Source organism: Pseudomonas cremoricolorata DSM 17059 = NBRC 16634 (assembly GCF_000425745.1).
Taxonomy (GTDB): Bacteria; Pseudomonadota; Gammaproteobacteria; order Pseudomonadales; family Pseudomonadaceae; genus Aquipseudomonas; species Aquipseudomonas cremoricolorata.
In genome coordinates, this window is the sequence record NZ_AUEA01000008.1 from 25,675 (window position 1) to 49,649 (window position 23,975).

Sequence of the window (23,975 nt, forward strand, 5' to 3'; positions counted from 1 at the left end):
GAGCGAACGCCGAACGGCCAAGGAATCCTATGAAAGTCCTGTTTCTGGTGCAGAAAGAGCAGCGGGCGATTCTCGACCGCCTCTATGACGGTGTCGCGGCCCACTGCGACTGCGACCTGCGCTGGCTGAGCAGCGATGAACAACGCAACCTGCGGCGCTATTTCCGCCAGCAGGTGGACGTCAGCCGCTACGAGCGCATCGTATTGTTCCTGCGCTTCAAGCAGGAGATCCGTCAGGCCAGCTTCATCCGCACCTTGCCCAACCTGGTGATCCTCGAACACGACGCCTACCAGAACTACATTCCCTGCAAATACACCGGCAAATTCTCGGCGCATTATCGACATATGCCATGGGCACGGGTAATCAGTTCTGGCTTCATGGTCAGCCAGCGCCTGCGCGAGGAAGGCTTCGATGCGGTATTCGTGCCCAAGGGGTACGACCAGCAGCTGCTGACTGACCAGGGGCAGGCGCGGGACATCGAGCTGGCCTTCGTCGGCAGCACTCGCAGTGTCGCCTACAGCGGGCGCAAGGCGCTGCTCGACGAACTGGCCCAGGTCGAGCCACTGGTGGTGACCAAGACCAATTCCGGTGCCGATTACTGCAATACCCTCAATCGCATTCGTTTCTTCGTCAGTGCCGATGTCGGCATGGGCGAATACATGATCAAGAACTTCGAAGCCATGGCCTGTGGTTGCGTGTTGCTGGCCTTCGATCAGGGCAGCGCAGAGAACCAGGCGCTGGGGCTGGAGGACATGCGCAACGTGGTGCTGTACGACAGTATCCCGGTGTTGCAGGAAAAGCTTCGCACGTTGCGTGCAGACCCGGCGCTTGCGGCCAGCATTGCCGAACAAGGCCAGCGGCTGGCGCTCGGGCATTTCAGTTTTGCTCAGGTCGGGCGTAGCATCGTCGACCACATGACACCCCCGCTGCGGCCGCGCCCGCCGCTCGGCGCCTGGCAACGGCTGCGCCTGAAGCTGGGGTTTTGAAACTTTCCGTTTCCTGGCACAGGGATGGAGCCGAAACAGATGACCGCCGTACAACGGAGGAAGCCCAGTGCGCTTCTCGGACAACAGTGATATCACCCTGGTGGTGACCAGTTGCGGTCGCTTCGACCTGCTCAAAGACACCCTGGCGAGTTTCGACCGCTTCAATACCGCGCCCATTCGCGAGGTTTTCATTACCGAAGACTCCGGCGACGATGCCGTTCATCAGGCCGTGCCGGAGCACTGGAAGGGCCATTGCACGGTGTTCGTCAACCGACCCAAGCTGGGCCAGTTGCCGTCCATCGACCTCGCCTACGGCCAGGTCAAGACGCCTTACATCTTCCATTGCGAGGATGACTGGCAATTCTATCGGCAAGGTTTTGTCGAAGATTCCCACAACATTCTTGAGGTCAAGAGGGATATCCTTCAGGTTTGGTTGCGCAGTCACGCCCATGACCTGGCCATTCACAGCCCCTACATTCGTTTGGGCGATCGTCAGCTCATCAACGGCGTGCCTTGCTACCCGCTGATCTCCGACAAGCCCGAATGGCAGAGCTTTTCGCTCAATCCAGGGCTGCGTCGCCTCAGCGATTATCAGCGTTGTGCACCCTTTGCTGCATATGCGGGTGAAAAGGCGCTGTCCAGGCGCTACGCTGAATTGAACCTGACCGGTGTCACCCTCGAAGGTGATGCAGTGCTGCACACCGGTTTCGGCAACCATGTGACCCTCCCGGAGGAAGTGCAGCGCAAGAGCCGCCGCCGTCAACGCGACCGGCTCAAGCTTGTCGCGGTACTGCTGACGGGGCTCTTGATCGGTACGGGAATCGGATTACTTGCTCAATGAATTCGCGGGACTGGCGGCCAGTCTGCTTACCAGGGGCTCATGCACCCCATGAACATCGTCAACGTGATGTGGGCAGGCGGCTCCCCGTACACCTCGGTGCACAAGGTGCACCGGCAGATTCTCTCTCACGCCGGGCCTCAGGCCAGTGTGAGCAATTGGCTGCTGCTGGGTACCGGAACCTGTTGTAGCGTGGGCAGCATCCGCGAATGGCACATGCCGTCGCGGGCGCTAAAAGGCCGCCATTTGTGGCGGTTCATGCTGCCTTGGCTGCGCTTGCGGGTGCGCAAGGAGCTTCAGGCCTCGGCCGCCGACGTGCTGCTGCTCGACGGGCTGGGCGTGGCTCGACTGGTGCTGCCGGTGCTGCGCGATCTGCATCACGTGCACGCCTCTGTGCTGTTCCACGGCTCCACCCGGCTGCGCGACAGCGATATTCGCCTGCTGCGCTCGCTGCCGGCAGAGCGGCTGAACATCGTCGCGGTCTCCAATACCCTCGCCTTTACCCTCGAACAGACCCTCGGCCGTCCAGTGCATACCCTGCGGGTCGCACTGGAGCCGCAGTGGTTCGTCGAGCATCTGCTGTCGCGCGAGCAGGCGCGTTGTGAACTGGCCTTGCAGGACGATCAGCGGCCGATCTTCGGCGCGGTCGGGCGGCTAGTGGAAAGCAAAGGTTTTGAAATGCTGATCGAGGCATTCGGCAAGGTACACGGCCAGGACAAGCGCGCGCGGCTGGTGATCCTCGGCGAGGGCAATCACCGTGATCGTCTGGAGGCACGCATCAAGGCGCTTGGTCTTGGCGACACGGTGCAGCTCTGCGGTTACCGCGATGACCTCTCGCGCCTGTACCGCGCCTTCGACTGGCTGCTGGTGCCGTCGCGTTCGGAGGGGCTGGGGCTGGTGCTGCAAGAGGCGGTGATGGCCGGAGTGCCGGTGATCAGCAGCGATCTGCCGGTGTTCCGTGAGCAGCTCAAGGAGGCGGGGTGCTATTTGCCCGTCGCCCAAGGCGAGGCGTGGTCCAAGGCCATCGAGGGCTGTGCACTGCGCTCGGCGCCGGCGGTGGCGGCAGAGCAGTATCGGGTGCTTGCCCCTGAGCAGGCCTGGCGCGCTTTCCAGCAGCGTGCTCAGGACCTGTTGCGTTGAGCGATCAGGCGTCTGCGAAAGCCGCCTGGAACGCTTGCAGGGGAAATTGCGCTGCCAGGTTTTCCCGGGCGATATAGCGCTCCATGTGTTGCAGGTTGCGTCGCACCATGCGCGAGGGCAGGGGCGCGCGCAGAAAGCGCATGTCGGCCACGTCGATCAGGCCCAGCTGGCCTTCGGGCGTTTCCACCACGTTGCCCAGATGCAACGAGCGGAAATAGATGCCGGCGTGGTGCAAACGGTTGATCAGCTCGACCAGGCGCGGCAGGTAGTCGGCCCAGTCGAAGCTCGACTCGCGCGACAGATCGAGCAGCGTGTCGCCTGGCAGGGGGCGGTACAGCACCGCGGTCTTGCCGGGCGCTTCGAGCTTGTGATGACTGATCACTTCCAGCGTTGGGATGCCCATCTGCGCCAAACGTCCGGCATTGTCGACGAAGCGCTGCGAGTACGGACGCAGCAGCGCAGATGAAATAAGCCGCTTGCGACGAAAAACCTTGAGGATGTTTCCACCCTCGAGCAGGTAGACTTTGGCGCCGTAACTGTCGGCCTCAAGAATCCTGGCGCCTTGGGTGAGCGCGTCGAAGTCGACCTGGGCGAGTCGTGAGCAGTGCATGAATGAGCCTTGTCTTCTGGCAAGCAAGTGACCGGCAATAATGCCGAAATTAATCCATGAGCACCATGTTGCCGTGGTCAGTTTCATTCCGGGGGATCGATGTCGTATAGCAAGCGCTGGGCTCAGGCCTGGTTGGGTCTGGGCTTTGTCTGGTTCCTTGCCGGCATTGCCCTGGCACCGAGCAACAAGCTGTTCCAGCAAGGCATGATCCTCTTTCTCTGGCTACCAACCCTGTTGCTGGCGTGGTCGGCACGCGGCCTGTATGCCGAAGGCTGGCGACGACAGCCGCTGCTGTGGGGCAGCATCCTGCTGCTGCTGGGCTGGGGCGCGCTGAGCCTGTTGTGGTCAACCTCGCCAGAGGGCGCGCGCGACGGCAAGCGCCTGCTCTACATTCTGGTGTTCCTCATGGCGTTCCCGCTATTGGCTCAGGCCGGCCTGGCACGCATCCGTCAGTTGTTGCTGGTGGCGGGGCTGTTGCTGGGGCTGGGCGCGCTGCTGTCGCTGGTGCAGTTCTACGCGATCATGGGTCATCCATGGTTCGAGCGTCTGTACGGTATTGGCGAAATCTCCCACCCGATCCTTGGCGCGTACGTCATTGCAGCGGCCTTGCTGTGGCTGCTGTACAGCCCTCCGCGCCAGGCCGCGAGCACCCTGGCCTGGGCGCTGGCACTGGCGTTTCTCGGGCTGTTCGTCATTGCCACGCAGAGCCGCGGTGCCGCGCTCGGGTTGGTGCTGACGGTCATTGCCGCGCCGCTCTGGCAGCGCAACCGGGCCAGTTGTGTGCTGGCTGTAGGCGCGCTGCTGGCCTCGGGCCTGGCCTTCGCGCTGGTGTATCAGATGATCACCAGCCGCGGCGCCTCGTACCGCCCGGAAATCTTCGCTGCGGCCACCGAAATGATCAGCCTGCACCCGCTGACCGGTCTTGGCCTCGGCGCGCCGTACGATCTGCAGGCGCAGGGTTTGCGCTTCGACCATGCGCACAACATGTTCACCCACATCGCCATCGAACTGGGCCTGCCCGGCATGCTGCTGTGGAGCGGCGTGTGGCTGGCGGCATTGATGCACATCCTGCGCGCACGACACACCGCGTTCGGCAAGATGGTCCTCGGTTTGTGGCTGTTCGCCACCTTCGCCATGCAGTTCGACGCCGCCAGCCTGACCGATACACCCCGTGCCGAATGGTTCATCAGTTGGCTGCCGGTCGCCATGGCGCTGCTGCTGCCGTGGACGACTGCCGAAAACGATGGCTGTGGTAAAATTTCCCGTTCAACCTGAACAGCGAGCTTGATGATGGCCGAAACACCGCTCCCGGCGGAGCACGACTCCAGCCTGAAGATCTACTTCCGGCTGCTGAGCTATGTGAAGCCCTACATCGGGATCTTCCTGCTGAGTATCGTCGGCTTCGTGATCTTTGCCTCGACCCAGCCCATGCTGGCAGGCATCCTCAAGTACTTCGTGGATGGCCTGAGCAACCCCGAAGTCGTCCTTTTCCCCAACGTGCCCTACCTGCGTGACCTGCAATTGCTGCAGGCCGTGCCGCTGCTGATCATCCTCATCGCCGCGTGGCAGGGGCTGGGCTCGTTCCTGGGTAACTACTACCTGGCCAAGGTGTCTCTTGGCCTGGTGCATGACCTGCGTGTCGAGTTGTTCAACAAGCTGCTGGTACTGCCCAACCGCTACTTTGACAACCACAACTCCGGGCACCTGATCTCGCGCATCACCTTCAATGTGACCATGGTCACCGGCGCCGCCACCGATGCCATCAAAGTTGTGATTCGTGAGGGCCTGACCGTGGTGTTCCTGTTCATCTACCTGATGTGGATGAACTGGCAACTGACCCTGGTGATGCTGGCGATCCTGCCGATCATCGCGGTCATGGTCAGCACGGCCAGCAAGAAATTTCGCAAGCAGAGCAAGAAAATCCAGGTGGCGATGGGTGATGTCACCCACGTGGCCTCGGAAACCATCCAGGGCTACCGGGTGGTGCGCAGCTTCGGTGGCGAGGTGTACGAGCAGCGCCGCTTCGAGTCCGCCAGCCAGAGCAACACCGACAAACAATTGCGCATGACCAAGACCGGCGCACTGTACACGCCAATGCTGCAGCTGGTGATCTACACCGCCATGGCGGTGCTGATGTTCCTGGTGCTGTACCTGCGCGGTGATTCCTCCGCCGGTGACCTGGTGGCCTACATCACCGCCGCCGGCCTGCTGCCCAAGCCGATTCGGCAGTTGTCGGAAGTCAGCTCGACCATCCAGAAGGGCCTGGCCGGCGCCGAGAGCATCTTCGAACAGCTCGACGAGAAGCCCGAGGTCGACACCGGCACGGTCGAGAAGGAGCGTGTGCTGGGTCGTCTTGAGGTGCGCAACCTCAGCTTCACCTACCCCGGCACCCAGCGTCAGGTACTCAACGACATCAGCTTCACCGCCGAGCCTGGGCAGATGATCGCCCTGGTGGGCCGCTCCGGCAGTGGCAAGTCGACTCTCGCCGCGCTGATTCCGCGCTTCTACCACCACGACCACGGGCAGATTCTGCTCGACGGCGTGGAGATCGAAGAATACCGCCTGCGCAACCTGCGCCAGCATGTCTCGCAGGTGACCCAGCACGTCACCCTGTTCAACGACACCGTGGCCAACAACATCGCCTATGGCGATCTGGCCGGGGCGCCGCGCGAAGATATCGAAGTGGCTGCAGCCGATGCCTATGCCAAGGAGTTCGTCGACCAATTGCCACAAGGCTTCGACACCGAAGTCGGCGAGAACGGCGTGCTGTTGTCCGGTGGTCAGCGCCAGCGTCTGGCGATCGCCCGGGCGCTGCTGAAGAACGCCCCACTGCTGATTCTCGACGAAGCCACCTCGGCGCTCGACACCGAGTCGGAGCGGCACATCCAGGCGGCGCTGGACCACGTCATGCAAGGGCGCACCACGCTGGTGATCGCCCACCGCCTGTCGACCATCGAGAAGGCCGACCAGATTCTGGTCATGGATCAGGGCCGCCTGGTCGAGCGTGGCACCCATGCCGAGCTGCTTGCGGCCAATGGTCACTACGCGCGCCTGCATGCCATGGGCCTGGACGAATCGGCCCACGCCGACATCACCTGAGCCTCACCGGTCGGGGCCCGCGCGGCCCCGGTCGTCACCAGGAAATTCCCACACTGGATGCGGCGTTAAAGCCGCTCTGGGCCCTGTGCTAATATCCTGCCCCCGTTCATTTTTCACATATGGGTTGTCCATGAAGTTGTCCATGCCGCGTTTCGATCAAGCCCCGGTTCTGGTGGTCGGCGATGTCATGCTCGACCGCTACTGGCATGGCGGTACTTCTCGCATTTCCCCCGAGGCCCCGGTGCCGGTGGTGAAGGTCGATCAGATCGAAGACCGTCCCGGCGGCGCGGCCAACGTGGCCCTGAACATCGCAGCCCTTGGCGCCCCAGCGTCGCTGGTCGGCGTCACCGGCCAGGATGAAGCAGCCGACAGCCTGGCCAACAGCCTGCATGCGGCCGGCGTGCGCTCGGTGTTCCAGCGCATCGCCCACCAGCCGACCATCGTCAAGCTGCGGGTCATGAGCCGTCACCAGCAGTTGCTGCGCATCGATTTCGAAGAGCCCTTCGCCACCGATCCGCTGTCGCTCGGCGAAGAAGTCGACGCGCTGCTCGAAGGCATCAAGGTGTTGGTGCTGTCGGACTACGGCAAAGGTGCGCTGAAGAACCATCAGCACCTGATTCAAGTGGCACGGGCCAAAGGCGTTCCAGTGCTTGCCGATCCCAAGGGCAGCGACTTCAGCATCTACCGTGGCGCCAGCCTGATCACCCCCAACCTCAGCGAATTCGAAGGCATCGTTGGCCGCTGCGCCGATGAAGCCGAGCTGGTTGGAAAAGGCCTGCAACTGCTGCGTGACCTTGACCTCGGCGCACTGCTGGTGACCCGCGGCGAGCATGGCATGACCCTGCTGCGCCTCGATCATCCCCCGCTGCACCTGCCGGCGCGGGCCCGCGAAGTGTTCGATGTCACCGGTGCCGGCGACACCGTCATCTCCACCCTGGCGGCCGCCATCGCGGCGGGTGAAGAACTGCCTCAGGCCGTGGCGCTGGCCAACCTTGCCGCCGGCATCGTGGTCGGCAAGCTCGGCACCGCAGCTATCAGTGCACCTGAGCTGCGTCGCGCCATCCAGCGTGAAGAGGGCTCCGAGCGTGGTGTGCTGGGTCTTGAGCAACTGCTGGTCGCGATCGATGACGCCCGTGCCCACAACGAGACCATCGTCTTCACCAACGGCTGCTTCGACATCCTCCACGCCGGCCATGTCACCTACCTGGAGCAGGCACGAGCCCAGGGCGATCGCCTGATCGTCGCGGTCAATGACGATGCCTCGGTAAGCCGTCTGAAAGGGCCGGGTCGGCCGATCAACAGCGTCGACCGGCGCATGGCGGTGCTGGCCGGGCTGGGTGCGGTCGACTGGGTGATCAGCTTCTCTGAAGGCACGCCGGAAAACCTGCTGCGTCAGGTCAAGCCGGATGTGCTGGTCAAGGGCGGCGACTATGGCATCGAGCAAGTGGTCGGCGCCGATATCGTCAGCGCCTATGGCGGTACGGTGAAGGTACTGGGCCTGGTCGAGAACAGCTCGACCACCGCCATCGTCGAGAAAATTCGCAAGCACTGACGCCTCTAGGGGCGCAGCTTCGTCCGCGCCCGCGTGATCAACGCCTTGGCCTTGCCGGTCAGGCGTTGCAGCGGTGAACGGGGCTTGTTCTCCACCAGGCCCTGTTGGCGCAGCCAGTCTTTCCAGCGAATCCGTTCCTGACTCACCACCCAGCCATCCTGCGCCGCGAAGCTTTCGGCCAGGTACAGGCCGCGGGTGCTGGCCGGAATCAGCCGATCCTTGTTCAAGGTGTACAGCTCGGCCAGCGGCTTGCCGTCGACCACCGGCATCAGGTACAGGTCGGGGCGCTTGCGGTTGAGCCGCGCCACCAACTGATCACCCTCCAAACGCTCATCGACGTGGAACAGGCTCAGCGACTTGGCCTCCCGCGGGACTTGCAGGCGCAGGTCGTAGATCAGCTGCAGCGAGGCGGTGGGCAGGTGCACGTAGGCCCGCGGACGTTCCAGCAGGGTGAGGTTGGCGCTTTGCACGGGCAAGGCCGCACCCGAGGCAGGGGTGAGCAGGAAGGGCGCTGACTCGCGATACTGCAAGGCCGCCGCATAGGGGGTCGGCAGCCAGGTGTCGTTGAAGCGTCCGCCGAGCCAGCCCTCGGGGGTTTCCAGCAGGCATTCCTCGGCGACTTCCTGAATCGCCGTGTGCAGCGGCAGGTTCAGTTCGTGGGCCGGTACGTAGCCTGAAATCAGCTTGAGCACGACGTCGCCGCGGTCTTGCCGACGCTGGCGCACCAGTACCCAGTACTCGCGGTTCTGCCACTGCAAGGTCAGCCGCACCGACACCCCGAGGTTGGCCAGCTCCACGCTGAAGCGCTGGGTGTCGGGCAGTTCGATGGGCTTGCGCCGTTGCAGGGTCTGGCTGAAATTCAGCGGCATGCCCAGGCTCTTGTAAGCCAGCCCCTCGGGGCTGGCCTCGACCTGCAAGGGCAGGGTCTTGAAGTTGCTCGGGTTCTTGCGGATCAGCGTTCGCGCCACGTGCGCCTCCTTGCCTGGTGCGCCCGGATGGGCGGGTCAGTGCGGGCCCAGGATGCGGGCCACGGTGGCCACGTTATGGGCCAGGTGCAGCGGGTTGATGGTGCCGACGATTGCACTGCTGACGCCGGGGTGATTGAACAGCAGCTCGAAACTGGCCCGAACCGGATCTACACCCGGTGCCAGGCAGACATGCCCGCTGGCCAGGGCCTTCTTCACCAGAATCGCCTTGCCATGGCGTGCGGCATAGTCGATGACTGGGCGCTCATCCTGTTCCTTCAGGTTATAAGTGACCATCGCGCAGTCGCCCTGTTCCAACGCCTTGAGGCCGCCGGCGGCGGTTTTTCCAGAAAGCCCGAAGGCGAGAATCTTGCCCTCCTGCTTGAGCGCGGCGAGGGTCTGGTAGACCTCGCTGTGTTCGAGGATGTCCAGATCGTTGCCGTCGGAGTGCACCAGCACCAGTTCCAGGCGATCGGTTTCCAGGCGTTGCAGGCTGCGCTCGACCGAGCGCCGGGTGTGCGCGGCGCTGAAGTCGAAGCGCGAGTGACCGGCCTCGAACTCCTCACCGACCTTGCTGACGATCACCCAGGCGTCGCGCTGGCCACGCAACAGCGGGCCGAGGCGTTTTTCGCTGCGGCCATACGCCGGCGCGGTGTCGATCAGGTTGATGCCCAGGTCGCGCGCCTGCGCCAGCAACAGGCGCGCCTCGTCATCGCCAGGAATGGTAAAGCCGGTGGGGTACTTCACCCCTTGATCGCGCCCCAGCTTGACCGTGCCCAGACCGAGCGGTGAGACCTTCAGCCCGGTGCTGCCCAGTGGCCGATGGTGGCCGTGCAATGTTGGCAGGCTCATGGCAGCAGTTGCTCCCAGGCAGGCACGCCCATGGCAGGGCGCGGCAGGTCGCTGAGGTCGGGCTGGGCGCCTGGACGGATGCCGTCGCGTTGCAGCGTGGCCAGTACGCGGTCGCTGAAATCTGGAGCCAGGGCCAGTTTGGTCGGCCAGCCGACCAGCAAGCGGTCTTGCTCGGCAAGGAAGGCGTTGTCGGGGCGCACCAACCCAGACTGCGCAGGCTCGGCGCGCTCGACGCGCAGGGTCGCCCAGCGCAACGGCGTTTGATCGACCCACGGCAGCAACTGGGCGATTTCCTTGCGCGCCGCCGCGATCTGCGCCTCTGGCGTACGCGCCACACCGTCGGCCTCGGCCAGATCGCCGCCCAGGTACCAGACCCACTGGCCATCCGCGCCGGGATGGCTGGTCACCGTCACCCGTGGCTTGGGCCCACCGCCCAGGCAATGGGCGTACAACGGCTTGAGGTTCGGACCCTTGACCATGACCATGTGCAACGGCCTGCGCTGCATGGCTGGCTGGCTCAGGCCAAGGGCCTGGAGCAAGGCTTCGCTGCCGCCACCGGCACTGAGGACGATGCGTTGCGCGCGGATCTCGCGGCCATCGACCTCGAGCCCGACCAGCGTATCGCCGTCGCGCAGCGGGGTGATGCGCTCGCCGGCGAGCAGGCTGTCACCGGCAAGCTCGGCCAGGTTGGCGAGCAGGCTGGGCACGTCGACCACCAGTTCGGCCAGGCGGTAGACCTTGCCCTTGAAGGCACGGTCTTGCAGGGCCGGGGGCAGTTGCTCGCCCTTGACCTGATCGACCCGGCCGCGCACCGCCTTGCTGGCGAAGAAGCTGGTGAGGTTGCCGGCCAGGGTGCCGGGCGACCACAAGTAGTGGGCCTCGGACAGCAGACGGGTGTGGCCGAGGTTCAGCTCGCCGTCGCCGGCCAGCGCTTCGCGCCAGCGCCGCGGCATGTCGGAGATGGCTTCCGAGGCGCCAGTCAGCGCGCCGTGCAGCGCGTACTTGGTGCCGCCGTGGATGATGCCCTGAGACTTGATGGTCTGCTCGCCGCCGAGGCTGGCCCGCTCCACCAGCACGGTCGAGTAGCCCAGCCGACGTAGCCTGGCGTTCAACCAGAGACCGGCGACTCCGGCGCCGACGATGAGAATGTCGGTGGCAATGGCGGTTGGCATGCAAAGACCTCGGATTCAAGACAAGGCGGGCAGTATACAGGTCTGCTTGGCCGGGCCGAGCGCGCCGGGCCGTTCAATGCCCAGTGGTCTTGGAGAACACCTGAATCACCACCACACCGCCGACGATCATCGCCATGCCGAGCATGGCCGGCAGGTCGAGCTTCTGCCCGTAGATCACCAAGGCCGCGATGCTGATCAGAACGATGCCCAGCCCCGACCACACGGCGTAGGCAATACCCACCGGCACCGTGCGCACCACCAGCGTGAGCATCCAGAAGGCAATGCCATAGCCGACCACCATCAACAGCAGCGGCAGCGGGGTGCTCAGGCCTTTGACGGCCTTCATCGAAGCAGTGGCGATGACTTCGGCGCAGATGGCGATGGCCAGGTAGGTGTAGGCGTTCAAGGGGGCGTCCTCAGGGAAATGGCGAGCATTCTTAGGCTTGCGTGGGACGGCGTCCAGTCATACGCAGGACTATTCCTACCCCAGCCTGTCGTTACGTTTGGCGGATGTCCCTGCGCACGGTTCCTTGTAGACTCTGCTGCCATGAACAGAACTCTCTATACCGTGTTGTTTCACCTGGGCCTGCCGCTGGTCGCGCTGCGCCTGTTCCTGCGTGCGCGCAAGGCACCGGCCTACGGCCAGCGCGTCGGCGAACGTTTCGCCTGGACGCTGCCCGAACTGCGCCCGGGCGGAATCTGGGTACACGCCGTGTCGGTCGGCGAGAGCATCGCCGCAGCGCCCATGGTGCGTGCGCTGCTCGCGGCGTATCCGCAATTACCGGTGACCGTCACCTGCATGACCCCGACCGGCTCCGAGCGCATTCGCGCGATGTTCGCCGACGAGCCGCGGGTGCAGCACTGCTACCTGCCGTACGACCTGCCCTGGGCGGCGCGGCGTTTCCTCGACCGCGTGCAGCCCAAGCTTGGGGTCATCATGGAAACCGAGCTGTGGCCGAACATCATCGATCAATGTGCACGCCGCAACATTCCCGTGGTGCTGGCCAATGCGCGGTTGTCCGAGCGCTCGGCGCGCGGCTATGGGCGTTTCGCCGGGTTGACCCGGCCGATGCTGGCGCAGATGAGCCTGATCGCCGTGCAGACCGAAACCGAAGCCGAGCGCTTCCGTCAGCTCGGCGCGCGTACCGAGGCGGTGCAGGTCACGGGCTCGATCAAGTTCGACCTCAAGCTCGACCCACAACTGCAACCCCGCGCCCAGGCCTTGCGCGAGCAGTGGGCGGCGCAGGCGCGTCCGGTGTGGATCGCGGCCAGCACCCATGAGGGCGAAGACGCGCAGGTGCTGGCCGCGCACCGTCAGTTGCTGGCCGTGCACAGCGATGCCTTGCTGATTCTGGTGCCGCGCCACCCCGAGCGATTCACCACGGTGTACGAGCAGTGCCGCGAGCAGTTCGACAGTGTGCGCCGCTCCACCGGCGAGGCGGTACAGGCGCAGACGCAAGTGCTGGTCGGCGACACCATGGGCGAGTTGCTGTTTCTCTACGCCCTGGCCGACATCGCCTTCGTAGGCGGCAGCCTGGTGCCGCGTGGCGGGCACAACCCGCTTGAGCCTGCCGCCTTGGCCTTGCCGGTGCTGATGGGCCCGCACGTGTTCAACTTTCTGGAAATCAGCAACCTGCTGCGCGAAGCCGGTGGCCTGCTGCAGCTCGACAATGCCGAAAGCCTGGGCAACGAAGTGCGGCGTCTGATCGAGCTGGCCCAGGATGCCAAACGCATGGGCGAGGCCGGCAGGCAAGTGATGCAGGCCAACCAGGGCGCACTCAAGCGCCTGCTCGATGGCATCGATGCGTTGATGCGCTGAGCCATTGGCAGGGCCACAGCCCGTCTGTCGTGTTCACGGCAGACGGGCTGTTTGCGTTCAGGGGCGGCGCTCGAAGTTCTTCGCGGCGGCAGCGGCCAAGTCCGGTGGCAGGAAGTCCTTGTCCGGGTTGTAGTCGGTCTTGAGGTAGCGACCCAAGTCTTGCAGGTCTTGCGGGCTGAGGGTGCCGGCGGCCTGCTTGAGGCGCAGGTTGTCGAGGATGTAGTCGTAGCGGCTGTTGTTGTAGTCGCGCACCGAGTTGTACAGCTGGCGTTCGGCATCGAGCACATCGACGATGTTGCGCGTGCCGACCTGGTAGCCGATTTCGGTGGCTTGCAGGGCGCTCTGGCTGGAGATGATCGACTGCTTGCGCGCCTGCACCTGCTCGACATCGGTGTTCACCGCGCGGTGCAGGTTGCGGGTGTTCTCGACCACCTGACGGCGCAGGCTTTCGCGCTGCTGTTCACTTTGGCTGAGGCGCTGGTAGGCCTCGCGCACCTGCGAGCTGGTGAGTCCGCCGCTGTACAGCGGGATGTTCAGTTGCAGGCCGATGGTGGTCTGCTCGACGTCGCCGCCGTAGCGCACGCCGGGTTGTGGCGCCGGGTTGCTAAAGCCCAGGCTGTCGTTGTCGCCTTTCTGGTAGCGCGCCACCGCGTCGAGGGTCGGGGCATGGCCGGCCTTGCGCTGGCGCAGGGTTTCCTGGGCGGCATCGACGGCATGGTTGGTCGCCAGCAGGTTGAGGTTCTGCCGCGCGGCAGTATCGACCCAGGCCCTGGCATCGTTGGGGCTCGGCACCTGCACCGGCAGGCTGTGCACCACCCCTTGCAGTGCACCGTATTCGCGGTTGGTCAGGGTTACCAGGGCCTGGAAGGCGTCATCGACCTGGCGCTGGGCGATGATCCGGTTGGCCCGTGCGGTGTCGTAGCCGGCCTGGGATTGCAGCACGTCGGTCTTGTCGGAAAGGCCGACGTCGAAGCGTTCGTTGGACTGATCGAGCTGGCGCTTGAACGCCGATTCTTCGGCTTTGGTCGAGGCCAGGTTGTCCTGGGCGCGGAGCACCGCGAAATAGCTTTCGGCGCTTTGCAGAATCAGGTTCTGCTCGGTGGCCGAAAGCTCCAGCGCCGCCTGCTCGTTGACCGCCTCGGCAGCCTGCAACTGGAACCAGCGATCGGCGCGGAACAGCGGCTGCGACAGGGTCGCGCTCCACGAGTTGCCGCTTCGGGTGGAGGTGATCGCCGGCTCGTCGAGCCTGGTGCGGGTGTTCATCGATTCTGCACCGGCGGAAAGGTTGGGCAGCAGGCCGGCGCGCGCCTGGGGCACGATCTCGCGGCGGGCGCCGTAGTCGGCACGGGCCGCGGCCAGGTCAGCGTTGTTGCCCACCGCTTCCTGATAGACGCTGACCAGGTCGGTTTTCACCGTTGGCAGCGTCTCCACTGCGGCAACTGCGGCATGGGACGCACAGGACACGGCGAGTGCCAGCGATAGTTTGCGCAGCATGGAGTCGATCCTTGAATTTCTGAACTGTTGAGTATTGAAAAGTGGCCAGTGTACGGCTGGACTCGCTCGGCAACAATTCCCTCTTGCGCCTTTCGTCCTGCCAGTGCCGGCAGGCTTGGCTTTGCCGAGTGGTTGAGTCTAGACTGCACGCGTTCTTGTCGGGGTGCCTTGAATCGAAGGCTGAGATCGGATAGTTCCGGATCCCGTTGAACCTGATCAGGTTAGCGCCTGCGTAGGGAACAAGATTGCTCGCTTTCCCGGCGAGATCTTGTGTCAGATCCGGGATCGTCGCAGCTCAACTGCACCACGCCCCGCATCCGACACCGCACTCGTCCATGAGTGCGTCCGCGTCTTTCAGGTTCTTCCCCGACATTCCGCCCGCAGGAAATCGTCTGGAGAGCCGTGATGAGCAAACAAGAAAAATCCATTCACCTGAGTGAGTCGGCCAAGGTCGATCAGCAATCGGTGCAGCCCTTCACCCGTTCGCGCAAGATCTATGTCGAAGGCTCGCGCCCGGACATCCGCGTGCCAATGCGCGAGATCAGCCTGGATGACACCCCCACCGACTTCGGCGGCGAGGCCAACGCGCCGGTGCTGGTCTATGACACCTCCGGCCCCTACACCGACCCCAACGTGATCATCGACGTGCGCAAGGGCCTGGGCGATGTGCGCTCGGCGTGGATCGATGCGCGTGGTGATACCGAGCGTCTGGCCGGGCTGAGTTCGAATTTTGGCCAGGAACGCCTCAACGACCCCGAGCTGACCCGCCTGCGCTTCAGCCACGTGCGCAACCCGCGCCGGGCCAAGGCCGGCGCCAATGTCTCGCAGATGCACTACGCGCGTCAGGGCATCATCACCGCGGAAATGGAATACGTGGCGATCCGCGAGAACCTCAAGCTGCAAGAGGCCCGCGCCGCCGGGCTGCTCGACCAGCAGCACGACGGGCACAGTTTCGGTGCCAGCATCCCCAAGCAAATCACTGCCGAGTTCGTCCGCGAGGAAGTCGCCCGGGGTCGTGCGATCATTCCCGCCAACATCAACCACACCGAACTCGAGCCGATGATCATCGGCCGCAACTTCCTGGTGAAGATCAACGGCAACATCGGCAACAGCGCGCTGGGTTCGTCCATCGAAGAAGAGGTCGCCAAGCTGACCTGGGGCATCCGCTGGGGCTCGGACACGGTCATGGACCTGTCCACCGGCAAGCACATCCATGAAACCCGCGAGTGGATCATCCGCAACTCGCCGGTGCCGATCGGCACGGTGCCGATCTACCAAGCGCTGGAAAAGGTCGGCGGGGTGGCCGAAGACCTGACCTGGGAGCTGTTCCGCGACACGCTGATCGAGCAGGCAGAGCAGGGCGTCGACTACTTCACCATCCACGCCGGCGTGTTGCTGCGCTATGTGCCGCTGACGGCCAAGCGCGTCACCGGCATCGTCAGCCGTGGCGGCTCGATCATGGCCAAGTGGTGCCTGGCGCATCACCAGGAGAACTTCCTCTACACCCACTTCGAGGAAATCTGCGAAATCATGAAGGCCTACGACGTCAGCTTCTCGCTCGGCGATGGCCTGCGTCCGGGCTCGATTGCCGACGCCAACGACGCCGCGCAGTTCGGTGAGCTGGAAACCCTTGGCGAGCTGACCAAGATCGCCTGGAAACACGACGTGCAGTGCATGATCGAAGGCCCCGGCCACGTGCCGATGCAGTTGATCAAAGAGAACATGGACAAGCAGCTCGAGTGCTGCGACGAAGCGCCGTTCTACACCCTCGGCCCGCTGACCACCGACATCGCGCCGGGTTATGACCACATCACCTCGGGCATCGGTGCGGCGATGATCGGCTGGTTCGGCTGCGCCATGCTCTGCTACGTCACCCCCAAGGAACACCTGGGATTGCCGAACAAGGATGACGTCAAGACCGGCATCATCACCTACAAGATCGCCGCCCATGCCGCCGACCTCGCCAAGGGCCACCCGGGTGCGCAGATTCGTGACAACGCACTATCGAAGGCGCGCTTCGAATTCCGCTGGCAGGACCAGTTCAACCTCGGCCTCGACCCGGACACCGCGCGCGCCTTCCACGACGAGACCTTGCCCAAGGAGTCGGCCAAGGTGGCGCACTTCTGCTCGATGTGCGGGCCGAAGTTCTGCTCGATGAAGATCACCCAGGAAGTGCGCGAGTACGCCGCCAATATGCGTATCGATGCGGTCGAGGTGTCGGTGGAAGAGGGCATGCGCGAGCAGGCGGAGCGCTTCCGTCAGGAAGGTAGCCAGCTGTATCACAAGGTGTAAGTGGGTTCGGGAGCTTTGATCTTGGGGACCCTTCGCGGCTTTAGCCGCGAAGGGCCGTAAAGCCCAATCACTCGATTCCCAGCGCTCACCCCCGTCCCGGGAACAGCTCAGGCTTGAGAATGCCGTTCAGGCGCGGGTAGGGGATCTTCAGCTCGACATGGCCCATGGAGTAAGGGGCGATGGCGTAGACCTCGTATTTGACGATCATCGCGCCGTAGGTCAGGGCGATGTGCGGCGATTTGCGGAAGGGCCAGGTCTTGATGAACTCTGCGTCCTTGTCCATTTCCACGCTCATCAGCCAGGCGCGGTGGGATTCGGCGACGGTCTTCCAGAAGGTATCTTCCTGGCCGGGCAGAAGCATGTCCTGCAAGGTCAGCACCTTGTCCTGCTGGCGTGAATAGTTGATCAGGTCACGCCCCGGCATGCCATGGGCACCGCCGGTGTCCAGATAACTCGACAACTCGACGATCACCAGTCCGTCATGCTGCTCGCGTACCTTGGCTTGCAGGTAGCTGCTGTTGCGCTTCTGCGCCGTGGCCAGGTACTGCTGTTCATAGGCCTTGAGCGAGCTGGGCGGGGTGCTGCGCTCGTTGTCTTCGGTCAGTTGCAGCAGGCGACGCTCGACGATGCCGTCGAGTTTGGGCAGCGCCGGGAACGACACGGTGTCGATGTTCACCAACGGGCAGTCACTTTCGCTACAGCCAGGCTTGATGTGCTCCCAGGCGTCGCGCTTGACCTCCAGCGGTGTGCGGTAGTTGGGCGCGAACACGCTCTGGCAGGCTCCCAGGGCCAGGGCCAGGACGGCAACGGAGGTCAGTTTGACAAGTGTCATGTTGATCCTTGCAAGACAAGATGATCGGTCTTCGACCGTCGGCGAAAGGTTCGGTTCGCCGCTAAGCTAACAGAGTCGCTGCGGCCTGTCCTGGCCGCCTGGGCGGTCGCGGGAAAGGGATGAAACACGACGTTTCGCAGAGTAGGATGGCGCGATGTAGTCGTTGCTGTAGAGGAATTTCCATGGCCAACCCTTCACATTCCGAGCCTCGGCTCGTCGAGACCGTCAAGCGTGAGCACTGCTTCAAGGGCTTCTATCGGCTCGACCGCGTGCACCTGCGCCACGAGCTGTTCGACGGCGGCATGAGCCGGGAAATCAGCCGCGAGCTGTTCGTGCGCCACGACGCCGTGTGCGTGCTGCCCTACGACCCGCAGCGCGATGAAGTGGTGCTGATCGAGCAGTTTCGCGTCGGCGCCATGGACAAGGCGAGCAACCCCTGGCTGATCGAGCTGGTCGCCGGGCTGATCGACAAGGACGAAGAACCCGAACAGGTCGCCCACCGTGAGGCCGAGGAAGAAGCAGGTTTGAGCTTCTCAGCGCTGTGGCCGATGACCCGCTATTTCCCTTCGCCGGGCGGCAGTGACGAGTTCGTGCACCTGTTCCTCGGCCGTTGCAGCAGCGAAGGCGCCGGCGGCGTGCATGGCCTGGAAGAAGAAAGCGAAGACATCCGCGTGCAGGTCTGGTCGTTCGAAGATGCCCTGCAGGCGGTACGCGACGGACGCATTTGCAATGCTGCCAGCATCATCGCCTTGCAATGGCTGGCGCTGAACCGCGCCGAAGTCCGGGGGATGTGGTCGTGAGCCCGGCTCGCGAACGCTACCGGGTCGATCTGATCGGCCTGCAGGCTGCCTGCGAGGCCAACTATGCGCGGCTGATGCGCCTGCTGCCAGAGATGCGCAGTAACCAGAGCGAGCGGCGCATCGGCATGACCCAGGGTGACCAGACCCTGGGCGTGCTGGCGCTGGAAGTGCTGCAAGCCTGCCCGTACACCACCACCTTGCGCGTGCGCCAGGAACACAGCCTGCCATGGCTGCCGGTGCCGCAGATGGAAGTGCAGGTGTACCACGATGCGCGCATGGCCGAGGTGGTCAGCGCCGAGCATGCGCGGCGTCTGCGCAGCATCTATCCGTACCCCAACGAGGCCATGCACCAGCCCGATGAAAAGGCCCAGCTCAACCTGTTTCTCGGCGAGTGGCTCAGCCACTGCCTGGCCTGGGGCCATGAACTGGCGGCGGTTCGCTGAAATGTGAACCCGGTCGGCTTCTGCCGGTTGCGTCCAGCCCGGCGCTGACGATAATTGCGCCACACCCGCTCAAGGAGACGGCCGTTGTCAACGCCAGCCCCCTTCCGCTCTGCCTCCCCCGTCCATGTCGTGCAACTCACCGACCCGCACCTGTTCGCAGATCCGGCCGGCGGCCTGCTGGGCGTCAATACCCGTGACACCCTGCGCCACGTGGTGCAGCAGGTGCGCCGCGAGCAGGCGCAGATCGACCTGTTGCTGTGTACCGGCGATCTGTCCCAGGACGGCAGTGCGGCGTCGTATGCCGCGTTTGCCGAGCTGACCGACGGCCTGGCACCCCTGAGCCGCTGGCTGCCGGGCAATCACGATGCACCGCAGGTCATGGCCGCGATCGGCCAGCACACGCTGATCCAGGCGGTCACCGATATCGGCGCCTGGCGCGTGCTGATGCTCAATTCGGCCGTGGCTGGCGCCACCCATGGACTGCTGGCCGACGATCAACTGGCGTTGCTCGATCAGGCCCTGGGCGCGGCCGGCGATCGCCACTGCCTGGTGTGCCTGCACCACCAGCCGGTCGACATCGGTTGCGCGTGGATCGCGCCCATCGGCCTGCGCAACGCCGAGCAGTTGTTCGCGGTGCTGGCTCGCCATGTTCAGGTGCGTGCGCTGCTGTGGGGGCACATCCACCAACCGTGGGACGAACGACGCAACGGCGTGCGCCTGCTGGCAACGCCCTCGACCTGCATTCAGTTCGCTGCCGCCAGCGAAGCGTTTCAGGTCAGCGAAGAGTCGCCCGGCTACCGCTGGCTGCGCTTGCACGACGACGGCTCGATCGACACCGCGGTGGAGCGCGCCGAGGACTTCGTGGTGACCCTGGACTTCGACAGCCCAGGCTATTGAGCCGCTTGGCAGACGCCGGGCAACACCTTGCGAAACCTGCGACTGCGCCAAACGTCGGCGAACACGATACACTGCGCGTTTCCCCGCGCCCGGCTGACCGGGCGCCGCGTTGCAGATGCCGAGGCTACGATGTCGGGTTCGATCCTTTATATACACGGGCTCAACAGCTCGCCGCTGTCGCTCAAGGCCAGCCAACTGACCAAGGTGATGCAGCAGCTCGGGCTGTCCGAGCGACTGCGCGTACCGGCGCTGCATCACCATCCGCGCCAGGCCATAGCCCAGTTGCAGGCGGCCATTGCCGAGCTTGATTCGCCGTTGCTGGTCGGTAGCTCGCTGGGCGGCTACTACGCCACCTGGCTGGCTGAACAGCACGGCCTCAAGGCATTGCTGATCAACCCCGCAGTGGCGCCGCACCGACTGTTCGACGGCTATCTGGGCACCCAGCGCAACTACTACAGCGATGAAACCTGGGAGCTGACCCACGACCACATCGCGGCCTTGGCTGAGCTGGAGGTGCCGTCGCCGCAAGACCGTCACCGCTTCCAGGTATGGTTGCAGACCGGCGATGAGACCCTCGACTACCGCCACGCCGAACGTTACTACCAGCACTGCGACCTGCGTATCGAGCAAGGTGGCGACCACGGTTTCCAGCACTTCGCCGCGCATATTCCTGCGCTGCTCGGCTACGCCGGCGTCGACCCCGAGCGGATCGCCGCTGTCGACCTTGCCACCCTTTGATTCCTGCATTCACCAGACTGACGACGAGACCCCATGGCCAATCCCAGCGCTAGCGCCTATAACGCAGACGCCATCGAAGTCCTCTCCGGCCTTGACCCGGTGCGCAAGCGCCCGGGCATGTACACCGATACCAGCCGGCCCAACCACCTGGCCCAGGAAGTCATCGACAACAGTGTCGACGAAGCCCTGGCCGGGCACGCACGCAGCATCCAGGTGGTGCTGCACGCCGATCACTCCCTGGAAGTCAGCGACGACGGTCGCGGCATGCCGGTGGACATTCACCCCGAAGAAGGCGTGTCCGGGGTCGAGCTGATCCTCACCAAGCTGCACGCCGGCGGCAAGTTCTCGAACAAGAACTACCAGTTCTCGGGCGGTCTGCACGGGGTTGGCATCTCGGTGGTCAACGCCCTGTCGAACCAGGTGCGGGTACGCGTCAAGCGTGACGGCAACGAGTACCAGATGACCTTCACCGATGGCTTCAAGGCCACGGAGCTTGAGGTGGTCGGCAGCGTCGGCAAGCGCAATACCGGCACCAGCGTGTATTTCAGCCCCGATCCGAAGTACTTCGATTCCGCCAAGTTTTCCATCAGCCGCCTCAAGCACGTGCTCAAGGCCAAGGCCGTGCTGTGCCCGGGGCTGTCGATCAGCTTCGAAGACAAAGGCACCGGCGAGAAGGTCGAGTGGCATTACGAAGATGGCCTGCGCTCCTACCTGGTCGATTCGGTCAGCGAGTTCCCGCGCCTGCCCGATGAACCGTTCTGCGGTTCGCTGGCCGGCAACAAGGAAGCGGTCGACTGGGCGCTACTGTGGCTGCCCGAGGGCGGTGACAGCATCCAGGAAAGCTACGTCAACCTGATCCCCACCGCCCAGGGCGGCACCCACGTCAATGGCTTGCGCCAGGGCCTGCTCGATGCCATGCGCGAGTTTTGCGAGTTCCGCAACCTGCTGCCTCGCGGGGTCAAGCTGGCGCCGGAAGACGTCTGGGAGCGCATCGCCTTCGTGTTGTCGATGAAGATGCAGGACGCGCAGTTCTCCGGGCAGACCAAAGAGCGGCTGTCCTCGCGCGAGGCGGCCGCGTTCGTCTCCGGGGTGGTCAAGGATGCCTTCAGCCTGTGGCTCAATGCGCACCCGGAACTGGGCCTGCAGTTGGCCGAACTGGCCATCAGCAACGCCGGCCGGCGCCTCAAAGCGAGCAAGAAGGTCGAGCGCAAGCGCATCACCCAAGGCCCGGCGCTGCCCGGCAAGCTGGCCGATTGCGCCGGGCAGGACCCAATGCGCGCCGAGCTGTTCCTGGTCGAGGGTGACTCGGCCGGTGGCTCGGCCAAGCAGGCGCGCGACAAGGAATTCCAGGCGATCCTGCCGCTGCGCGGCAAGATCCTCAATACCTGGGAAGTCGATGGCGGCGAGGTACTGGCCAGCCAGGAAGTGCACAACATCGCCGTGGCCATCGGCGTCGATCCAGGCGCCAGCGACCTGGCCCAGTTGCGCTATGGCAAGATCTGCATCCTCGCCGACGCCGACTCCGACGGCCTGCACATCGCCACGTTGCTCTGCGCGCTGTTCGTCCAGCATTTCCGCCCGCTGGTGCACGCCGGTCATGTCTATGTGGCGATGCCGCCGCTGTACCGCATCGACCTTGGCAAGGAAATCTACTACGCCCTGGACGATGCCGAACGCGATGGCATCCTCGACCGTCTGGTGGCCGAGAAGAAGCGTGGCAAACCCCAGGTCACCCGCTTCAAAGGCCTGGGTGAGATGAACCCGCCGCAGTTGCGCGAAACCACCATGGACCCCAATACCCGTCGTCTGGTGCAACTGACCCTGGACGATGTCGACAGCACCTGCGAACTGATGGACAAGCTGCTGGCGAAAAAACGCGCCGGTGACCGCAAGAGCTGGCTGGAGAGCAAAGGTAACCTCGCTGAGGTCATGGTTTGAAGCGTCGGCTGCTGGCCTCGCTGCTGGGCCTGCTGCCGGCGCCAGTGCTGGCCGGCGACTGGTCTGAACTGCGCTTGCTCAGCGAGCACCCGATCGACGGCATGCGCGGTGGCAACCTCTCGGGCCTGGCGTCGTGCCGCGGCGCGCTGTGGGGTGTGTCCGACCGCGACGACGATCGCATCTACCGCTTCGACCAACAGGCGTCGGTGTGGCGCGCAGAAGCGGTGCAGTTCACCCCGCCCCCGGTGCCGGAAAGCGGCCTGCCGTTCGGCCTGAAAGTGCGCAACTGGGCGGTGTCCTGGTGGCGCGGCGGCGAGCTCGACTACGAAGGTGTCACTTGCGATGACGCCGGTAACCTGTACCTGGTCAGCGAGGCCCACGCCGCGGTATTGCAATTGCCGCCCGAGGGCGAGCCGCAGTGGCTGAAGATCGATCAGGCGATGGTCCGTCAGGCGCGTGCCAGCGGCATGCTGCTGCACTTCAACGCACAGTTCGAAGGGGTGGCGATCAACCCGGCCGGCGACCGCCTGTGGCTGGCTGCCGAGCGCGAGCGGCGCGGCCTGGTGCTGGTGCAGCGTCAGCAGTCGGTGTGGAACTGCGGACACAGCTGCGTACTGCTCAGCGAAGCCGGGGTCGAGATGCAGCCAGCGCAGATGGCTCATCCGCGTGAGCGTACCCGCGACTTCTCCGACCTTGCCTACTACCAGGGCAAACTGTTCACCCTCGAGCGCAATGCCTACCGCATTTGCCGCCGCGACAGCGCTACTGGCGCGGTCGAGCGCTGCTGGTCGTTCGCCGCCGATGCCCTGACTGAGCCACGCCGCTACGATCAGCCGTTCGGCCTGGCCGAGGCGCTGGTGATCGACAAGAGCGGCGCCTGGATCGGCCTGGACAACAACGACGGCAAGCGTGCCGATGGCGAGCGCCGGCCGATCGTCTGGCGCTTCGCCGCGCCGGCCGGTGGCTCGAGCGCCAAGCCATGAGCCAGCCTGCCGGTAAACGCGCAGGCAAGGTGCTGATGATCATCGCCTGGGCCGCCGCGCTGTTTCTCGCCACGCGCTTTTTCGCTGAGTGGGAGGCGCGCCAGGACAACCCCAACACCCAGGTGCGCTCCGAGCATGGTGCCGGGTTCATCGAAGTGCGCCTGCTCGGCAATGGCCATGGGCATTTCGTCGCCGACGGCCTGATCAATGGCCAGACGGCGCATTTCATGCTCGACACCGGCGCCACCGATGTGGCGATTCCCGAAAGCCTGGCCCGGCAGTGGGGCCTGGAACGCGGTGCGCCGGTAATGCTCAGCACCGCCAATGGCCGCACCGAAGGCTACCGCACCCGTCTCGATGAACTGCAACTGGGCGATATCCGCCTGCGCAATGTGCGCGCCGTGGTGGTGCCGGGACTCGATGACGAGCAGGTGCTGCTGGGCATGAGTGCCCTGAGACAACTTGAATTTACCCAACGCGGCGGCACCTTGCTGCTGCGCCAGAACCTGAAATGACGAGGCTCGC

General features: G+C 64.4%; 22 protein-coding genes and 1 riboswitch. Of the genes, 15 read left to right on the forward strand and 7 right to left on the reverse strand.

Annotation, left to right across the window (positions count from 1 at the left end; all coding sequences use genetic code 11):
- Positions 1–29 precede the first annotated feature (29 nt).
- From H618_RS0110255 to H618_RS0110265, 3 genes are all read left to right on the forward strand, one after another.
- Positions 30–986, forward strand: coding sequence for a glycosyltransferase (locus tag H618_RS0110255; protein WP_028694979.1), 957 nt, complete (start codon positions 30–32; stop codon positions 984–986).
- Positions 987–1,053: 67 nt separating this feature from the next.
- Positions 1,054–1,827: a glycosyltransferase family 2 protein gene (locus H618_RS0110260; RefSeq protein ID WP_028694980.1), complete on the forward strand. Its 774-nt coding sequence runs from the start codon at positions 1,054–1,056 to the stop codon at positions 1,825–1,827.
- Positions 1,828–1,875: 48 nt separating this feature from the next.
- A complete protein-coding gene (locus tag H618_RS0110265) occupies positions 1,876–2,964 on the forward strand; it encodes a glycosyltransferase (RefSeq protein ID WP_028694981.1) in 1,089 nt (362 codons plus the stop codon).
- A 4-nt stretch (positions 2,965–2,968) separates the two neighbouring features.
- Here H618_RS0110265 and H618_RS0110270 read toward each other — a convergent pair whose 3' ends face one another.
- Positions 2,969–3,574, reverse strand: a complete 606-nt coding sequence (locus tag H618_RS0110270; protein WP_028694982.1) for a BUD32 family EKC/KEOPS complex subunit — start codon at positions 3,572–3,574, stop codon at positions 2,969–2,971.
- Positions 3,575–3,673: 99 nt separating this feature from the next.
- Between H618_RS0110270 and H618_RS0110275 the strand changes: the two genes are divergently transcribed.
- The 3 genes from H618_RS0110275 (at position 3,674) to hldE (ending at position 8,225) form a co-directional block, all read left to right on the forward strand.
- Positions 3,674–4,849 carry an O-antigen ligase family protein gene (locus tag H618_RS0110275; RefSeq protein WP_028694983.1) on the forward strand — a complete coding sequence of 392 codons (1,176 nt, stop codon included), beginning with the start codon at positions 3,674–3,676 and terminating at the stop codon, positions 4,847–4,849.
- A 15-nt stretch (positions 4,850–4,864) separates the two neighbouring features.
- Complete coding sequence (msbA, locus tag H618_RS0110280) at positions 4,865–6,673, forward strand: lipid A export permease/ATP-binding protein MsbA (protein ID WP_028694984.1); 1,809 nt, start codon at positions 4,865–4,867, stop codon at positions 6,671–6,673.
- A gap of 130 nt (positions 6,674–6,803) precedes the next feature.
- A complete protein-coding gene (hldE, locus tag H618_RS0110285; protein ID WP_028694985.1) occupies positions 6,804–8,225 on the forward strand; it encodes a bifunctional D-glycero-beta-D-manno-heptose-7-phosphate kinase/D-glycero-beta-D-manno-heptose 1-phosphate adenylyltransferase HldE in 1,422 nt (473 codons plus the stop codon).
- A 5-nt stretch (positions 8,226–8,230) separates the two neighbouring features.
- Here the strand turns inward: hldE and H618_RS0110290 are convergent, their stop codons facing one another.
- The 4 genes from H618_RS0110290 to H618_RS0110305 form a co-directional block, all read right to left on the reverse strand.
- Positions 8,231–9,193, reverse strand: coding sequence for a hypothetical protein (locus H618_RS0110290; protein ID WP_028694986.1), 963 nt, complete (start codon positions 9,191–9,193; stop codon positions 8,231–8,233).
- Between the two features lie 36 nt (positions 9,194–9,229).
- Positions 9,230–10,042 carry an aldo/keto reductase gene (locus tag H618_RS0110295; protein ID WP_028694987.1) on the reverse strand — a complete coding sequence of 271 codons (813 nt, stop codon included), beginning with the start codon at positions 10,040–10,042 and terminating at the stop codon, positions 9,230–9,232.
- The gene (locus H618_RS0110300) at positions 10,039–11,214 is read right to left on the reverse strand and encodes an NAD(P)/FAD-dependent oxidoreductase (protein WP_028694988.1); all 1,176 of its coding nucleotides are present in this window, start codon (positions 11,212–11,214) and stop codon (positions 10,039–10,041) included. Before H618_RS0110300 ends, H618_RS0110295 begins: the two co-directional genes overlap by 4 nt.
- Before the next feature lie 73 nt (positions 11,215–11,287).
- Positions 11,288–11,620 (reverse strand): DMT family transporter, encoded by a 333-nt coding sequence (locus H618_RS0110305; RefSeq protein ID WP_028694989.1) that lies wholly within the window; start codon positions 11,618–11,620, stop codon positions 11,288–11,290.
- A 141-nt stretch (positions 11,621–11,761) separates the two neighbouring features.
- On the opposite strand from H618_RS0110305, the gene waaA reads away from it, so the two are divergent.
- The gene (gene waaA / locus H618_RS0110310) at positions 11,762–13,033 is read left to right on the forward strand and encodes a lipid IV(A) 3-deoxy-D-manno-octulosonic acid transferase (protein WP_028694990.1); all 1,272 of its coding nucleotides are present in this window, start codon (positions 11,762–11,764) and stop codon (positions 13,031–13,033) included.
- Positions 13,034–13,090: 57 nt separating this feature from the next.
- Here waaA and H618_RS0110315 read toward each other — a convergent pair whose 3' ends face one another.
- The gene (locus H618_RS0110315) at positions 13,091–14,527 is read right to left on the reverse strand and encodes a TolC family outer membrane protein (RefSeq protein ID WP_028694991.1); all 1,437 of its coding nucleotides are present in this window, start codon (positions 14,525–14,527) and stop codon (positions 13,091–13,093) included.
- A gap of 149 nt (positions 14,528–14,676) precedes the next feature.
- A riboswitch (TPP riboswitch) is annotated at positions 14,677–14,783 on the forward strand.
- Between the two features lie 149 nt (positions 14,784–14,932).
- On the opposite strand from H618_RS0110315, the gene thiC reads away from it, so the two are divergent.
- Complete coding sequence (thiC, locus tag H618_RS0110320; RefSeq protein WP_028694992.1) at positions 14,933–16,819, forward strand: phosphomethylpyrimidine synthase ThiC; 1,887 nt, start codon at positions 14,933–14,935, stop codon at positions 16,817–16,819.
- An 85-nt stretch (positions 16,820–16,904) separates the two neighbouring features.
- Here the strand turns inward: thiC and H618_RS0110325 are convergent, their stop codons facing one another.
- Positions 16,905–17,651, reverse strand: a complete 747-nt coding sequence (locus H618_RS0110325) for an RsiV family protein (RefSeq protein ID WP_028694993.1) — start codon at positions 17,649–17,651, stop codon at positions 16,905–16,907.
- Between the two features lie 182 nt (positions 17,652–17,833).
- Between H618_RS0110325 and H618_RS0110330 the strand changes: the two genes are divergently transcribed.
- The 7 genes from H618_RS0110330 (at position 17,834) to H618_RS0110360 (ending at position 23,965) form a co-directional block, all read left to right on the forward strand.
- Entirely contained in the window at positions 17,834–18,451 is a 618-nt protein-coding gene (locus tag H618_RS0110330; protein ID WP_028694994.1) for an NUDIX domain-containing protein, read from the forward strand.
- Positions 18,442–18,894, forward strand: coding sequence for a DUF1249 domain-containing protein (locus H618_RS0110335; RefSeq protein WP_028694995.1), 453 nt, complete (start codon positions 18,442–18,444; stop codon positions 18,892–18,894). The genes H618_RS0110330 and H618_RS0110335 overlap by 10 nt, the downstream gene beginning before the upstream one ends.
- A gap of 84 nt (positions 18,895–18,978) precedes the next feature.
- Entirely contained in the window at positions 18,979–19,791 is an 813-nt protein-coding gene (gene cpdA, locus H618_RS0110340) for a 3',5'-cyclic-AMP phosphodiesterase (RefSeq protein WP_028694996.1), read from the forward strand.
- 129 nt (positions 19,792–19,920) lie between these two features.
- Positions 19,921–20,529: a YqiA/YcfP family alpha/beta fold hydrolase gene (locus H618_RS0110345; protein WP_028694997.1), complete on the forward strand. Its 609-nt coding sequence runs from the start codon at positions 19,921–19,923 to the stop codon at positions 20,527–20,529.
- Positions 20,530–20,562: 33 nt separating this feature from the next.
- A complete protein-coding gene (gene parE / locus H618_RS0110350; protein ID WP_028694998.1) occupies positions 20,563–22,467 on the forward strand; it encodes a DNA topoisomerase IV subunit B in 1,905 nt (634 codons plus the stop codon).
- Positions 22,464–23,450, forward strand: coding sequence for an esterase-like activity of phytase family protein (locus H618_RS0110355; protein ID WP_028694999.1), 987 nt, complete (start codon positions 22,464–22,466; stop codon positions 23,448–23,450). The genes parE and H618_RS0110355 overlap by 4 nt, the downstream gene beginning before the upstream one ends.
- Positions 23,447–23,965 (forward strand): retropepsin-like aspartic protease family protein, encoded by a 519-nt coding sequence (locus H618_RS0110360; protein ID WP_028695000.1) that lies wholly within the window; start codon positions 23,447–23,449, stop codon positions 23,963–23,965. Before H618_RS0110355 ends, H618_RS0110360 begins: the two co-directional genes overlap by 4 nt.
- The last annotated feature ends 10 nt before the right edge of the window (positions 23,966–23,975 follow it).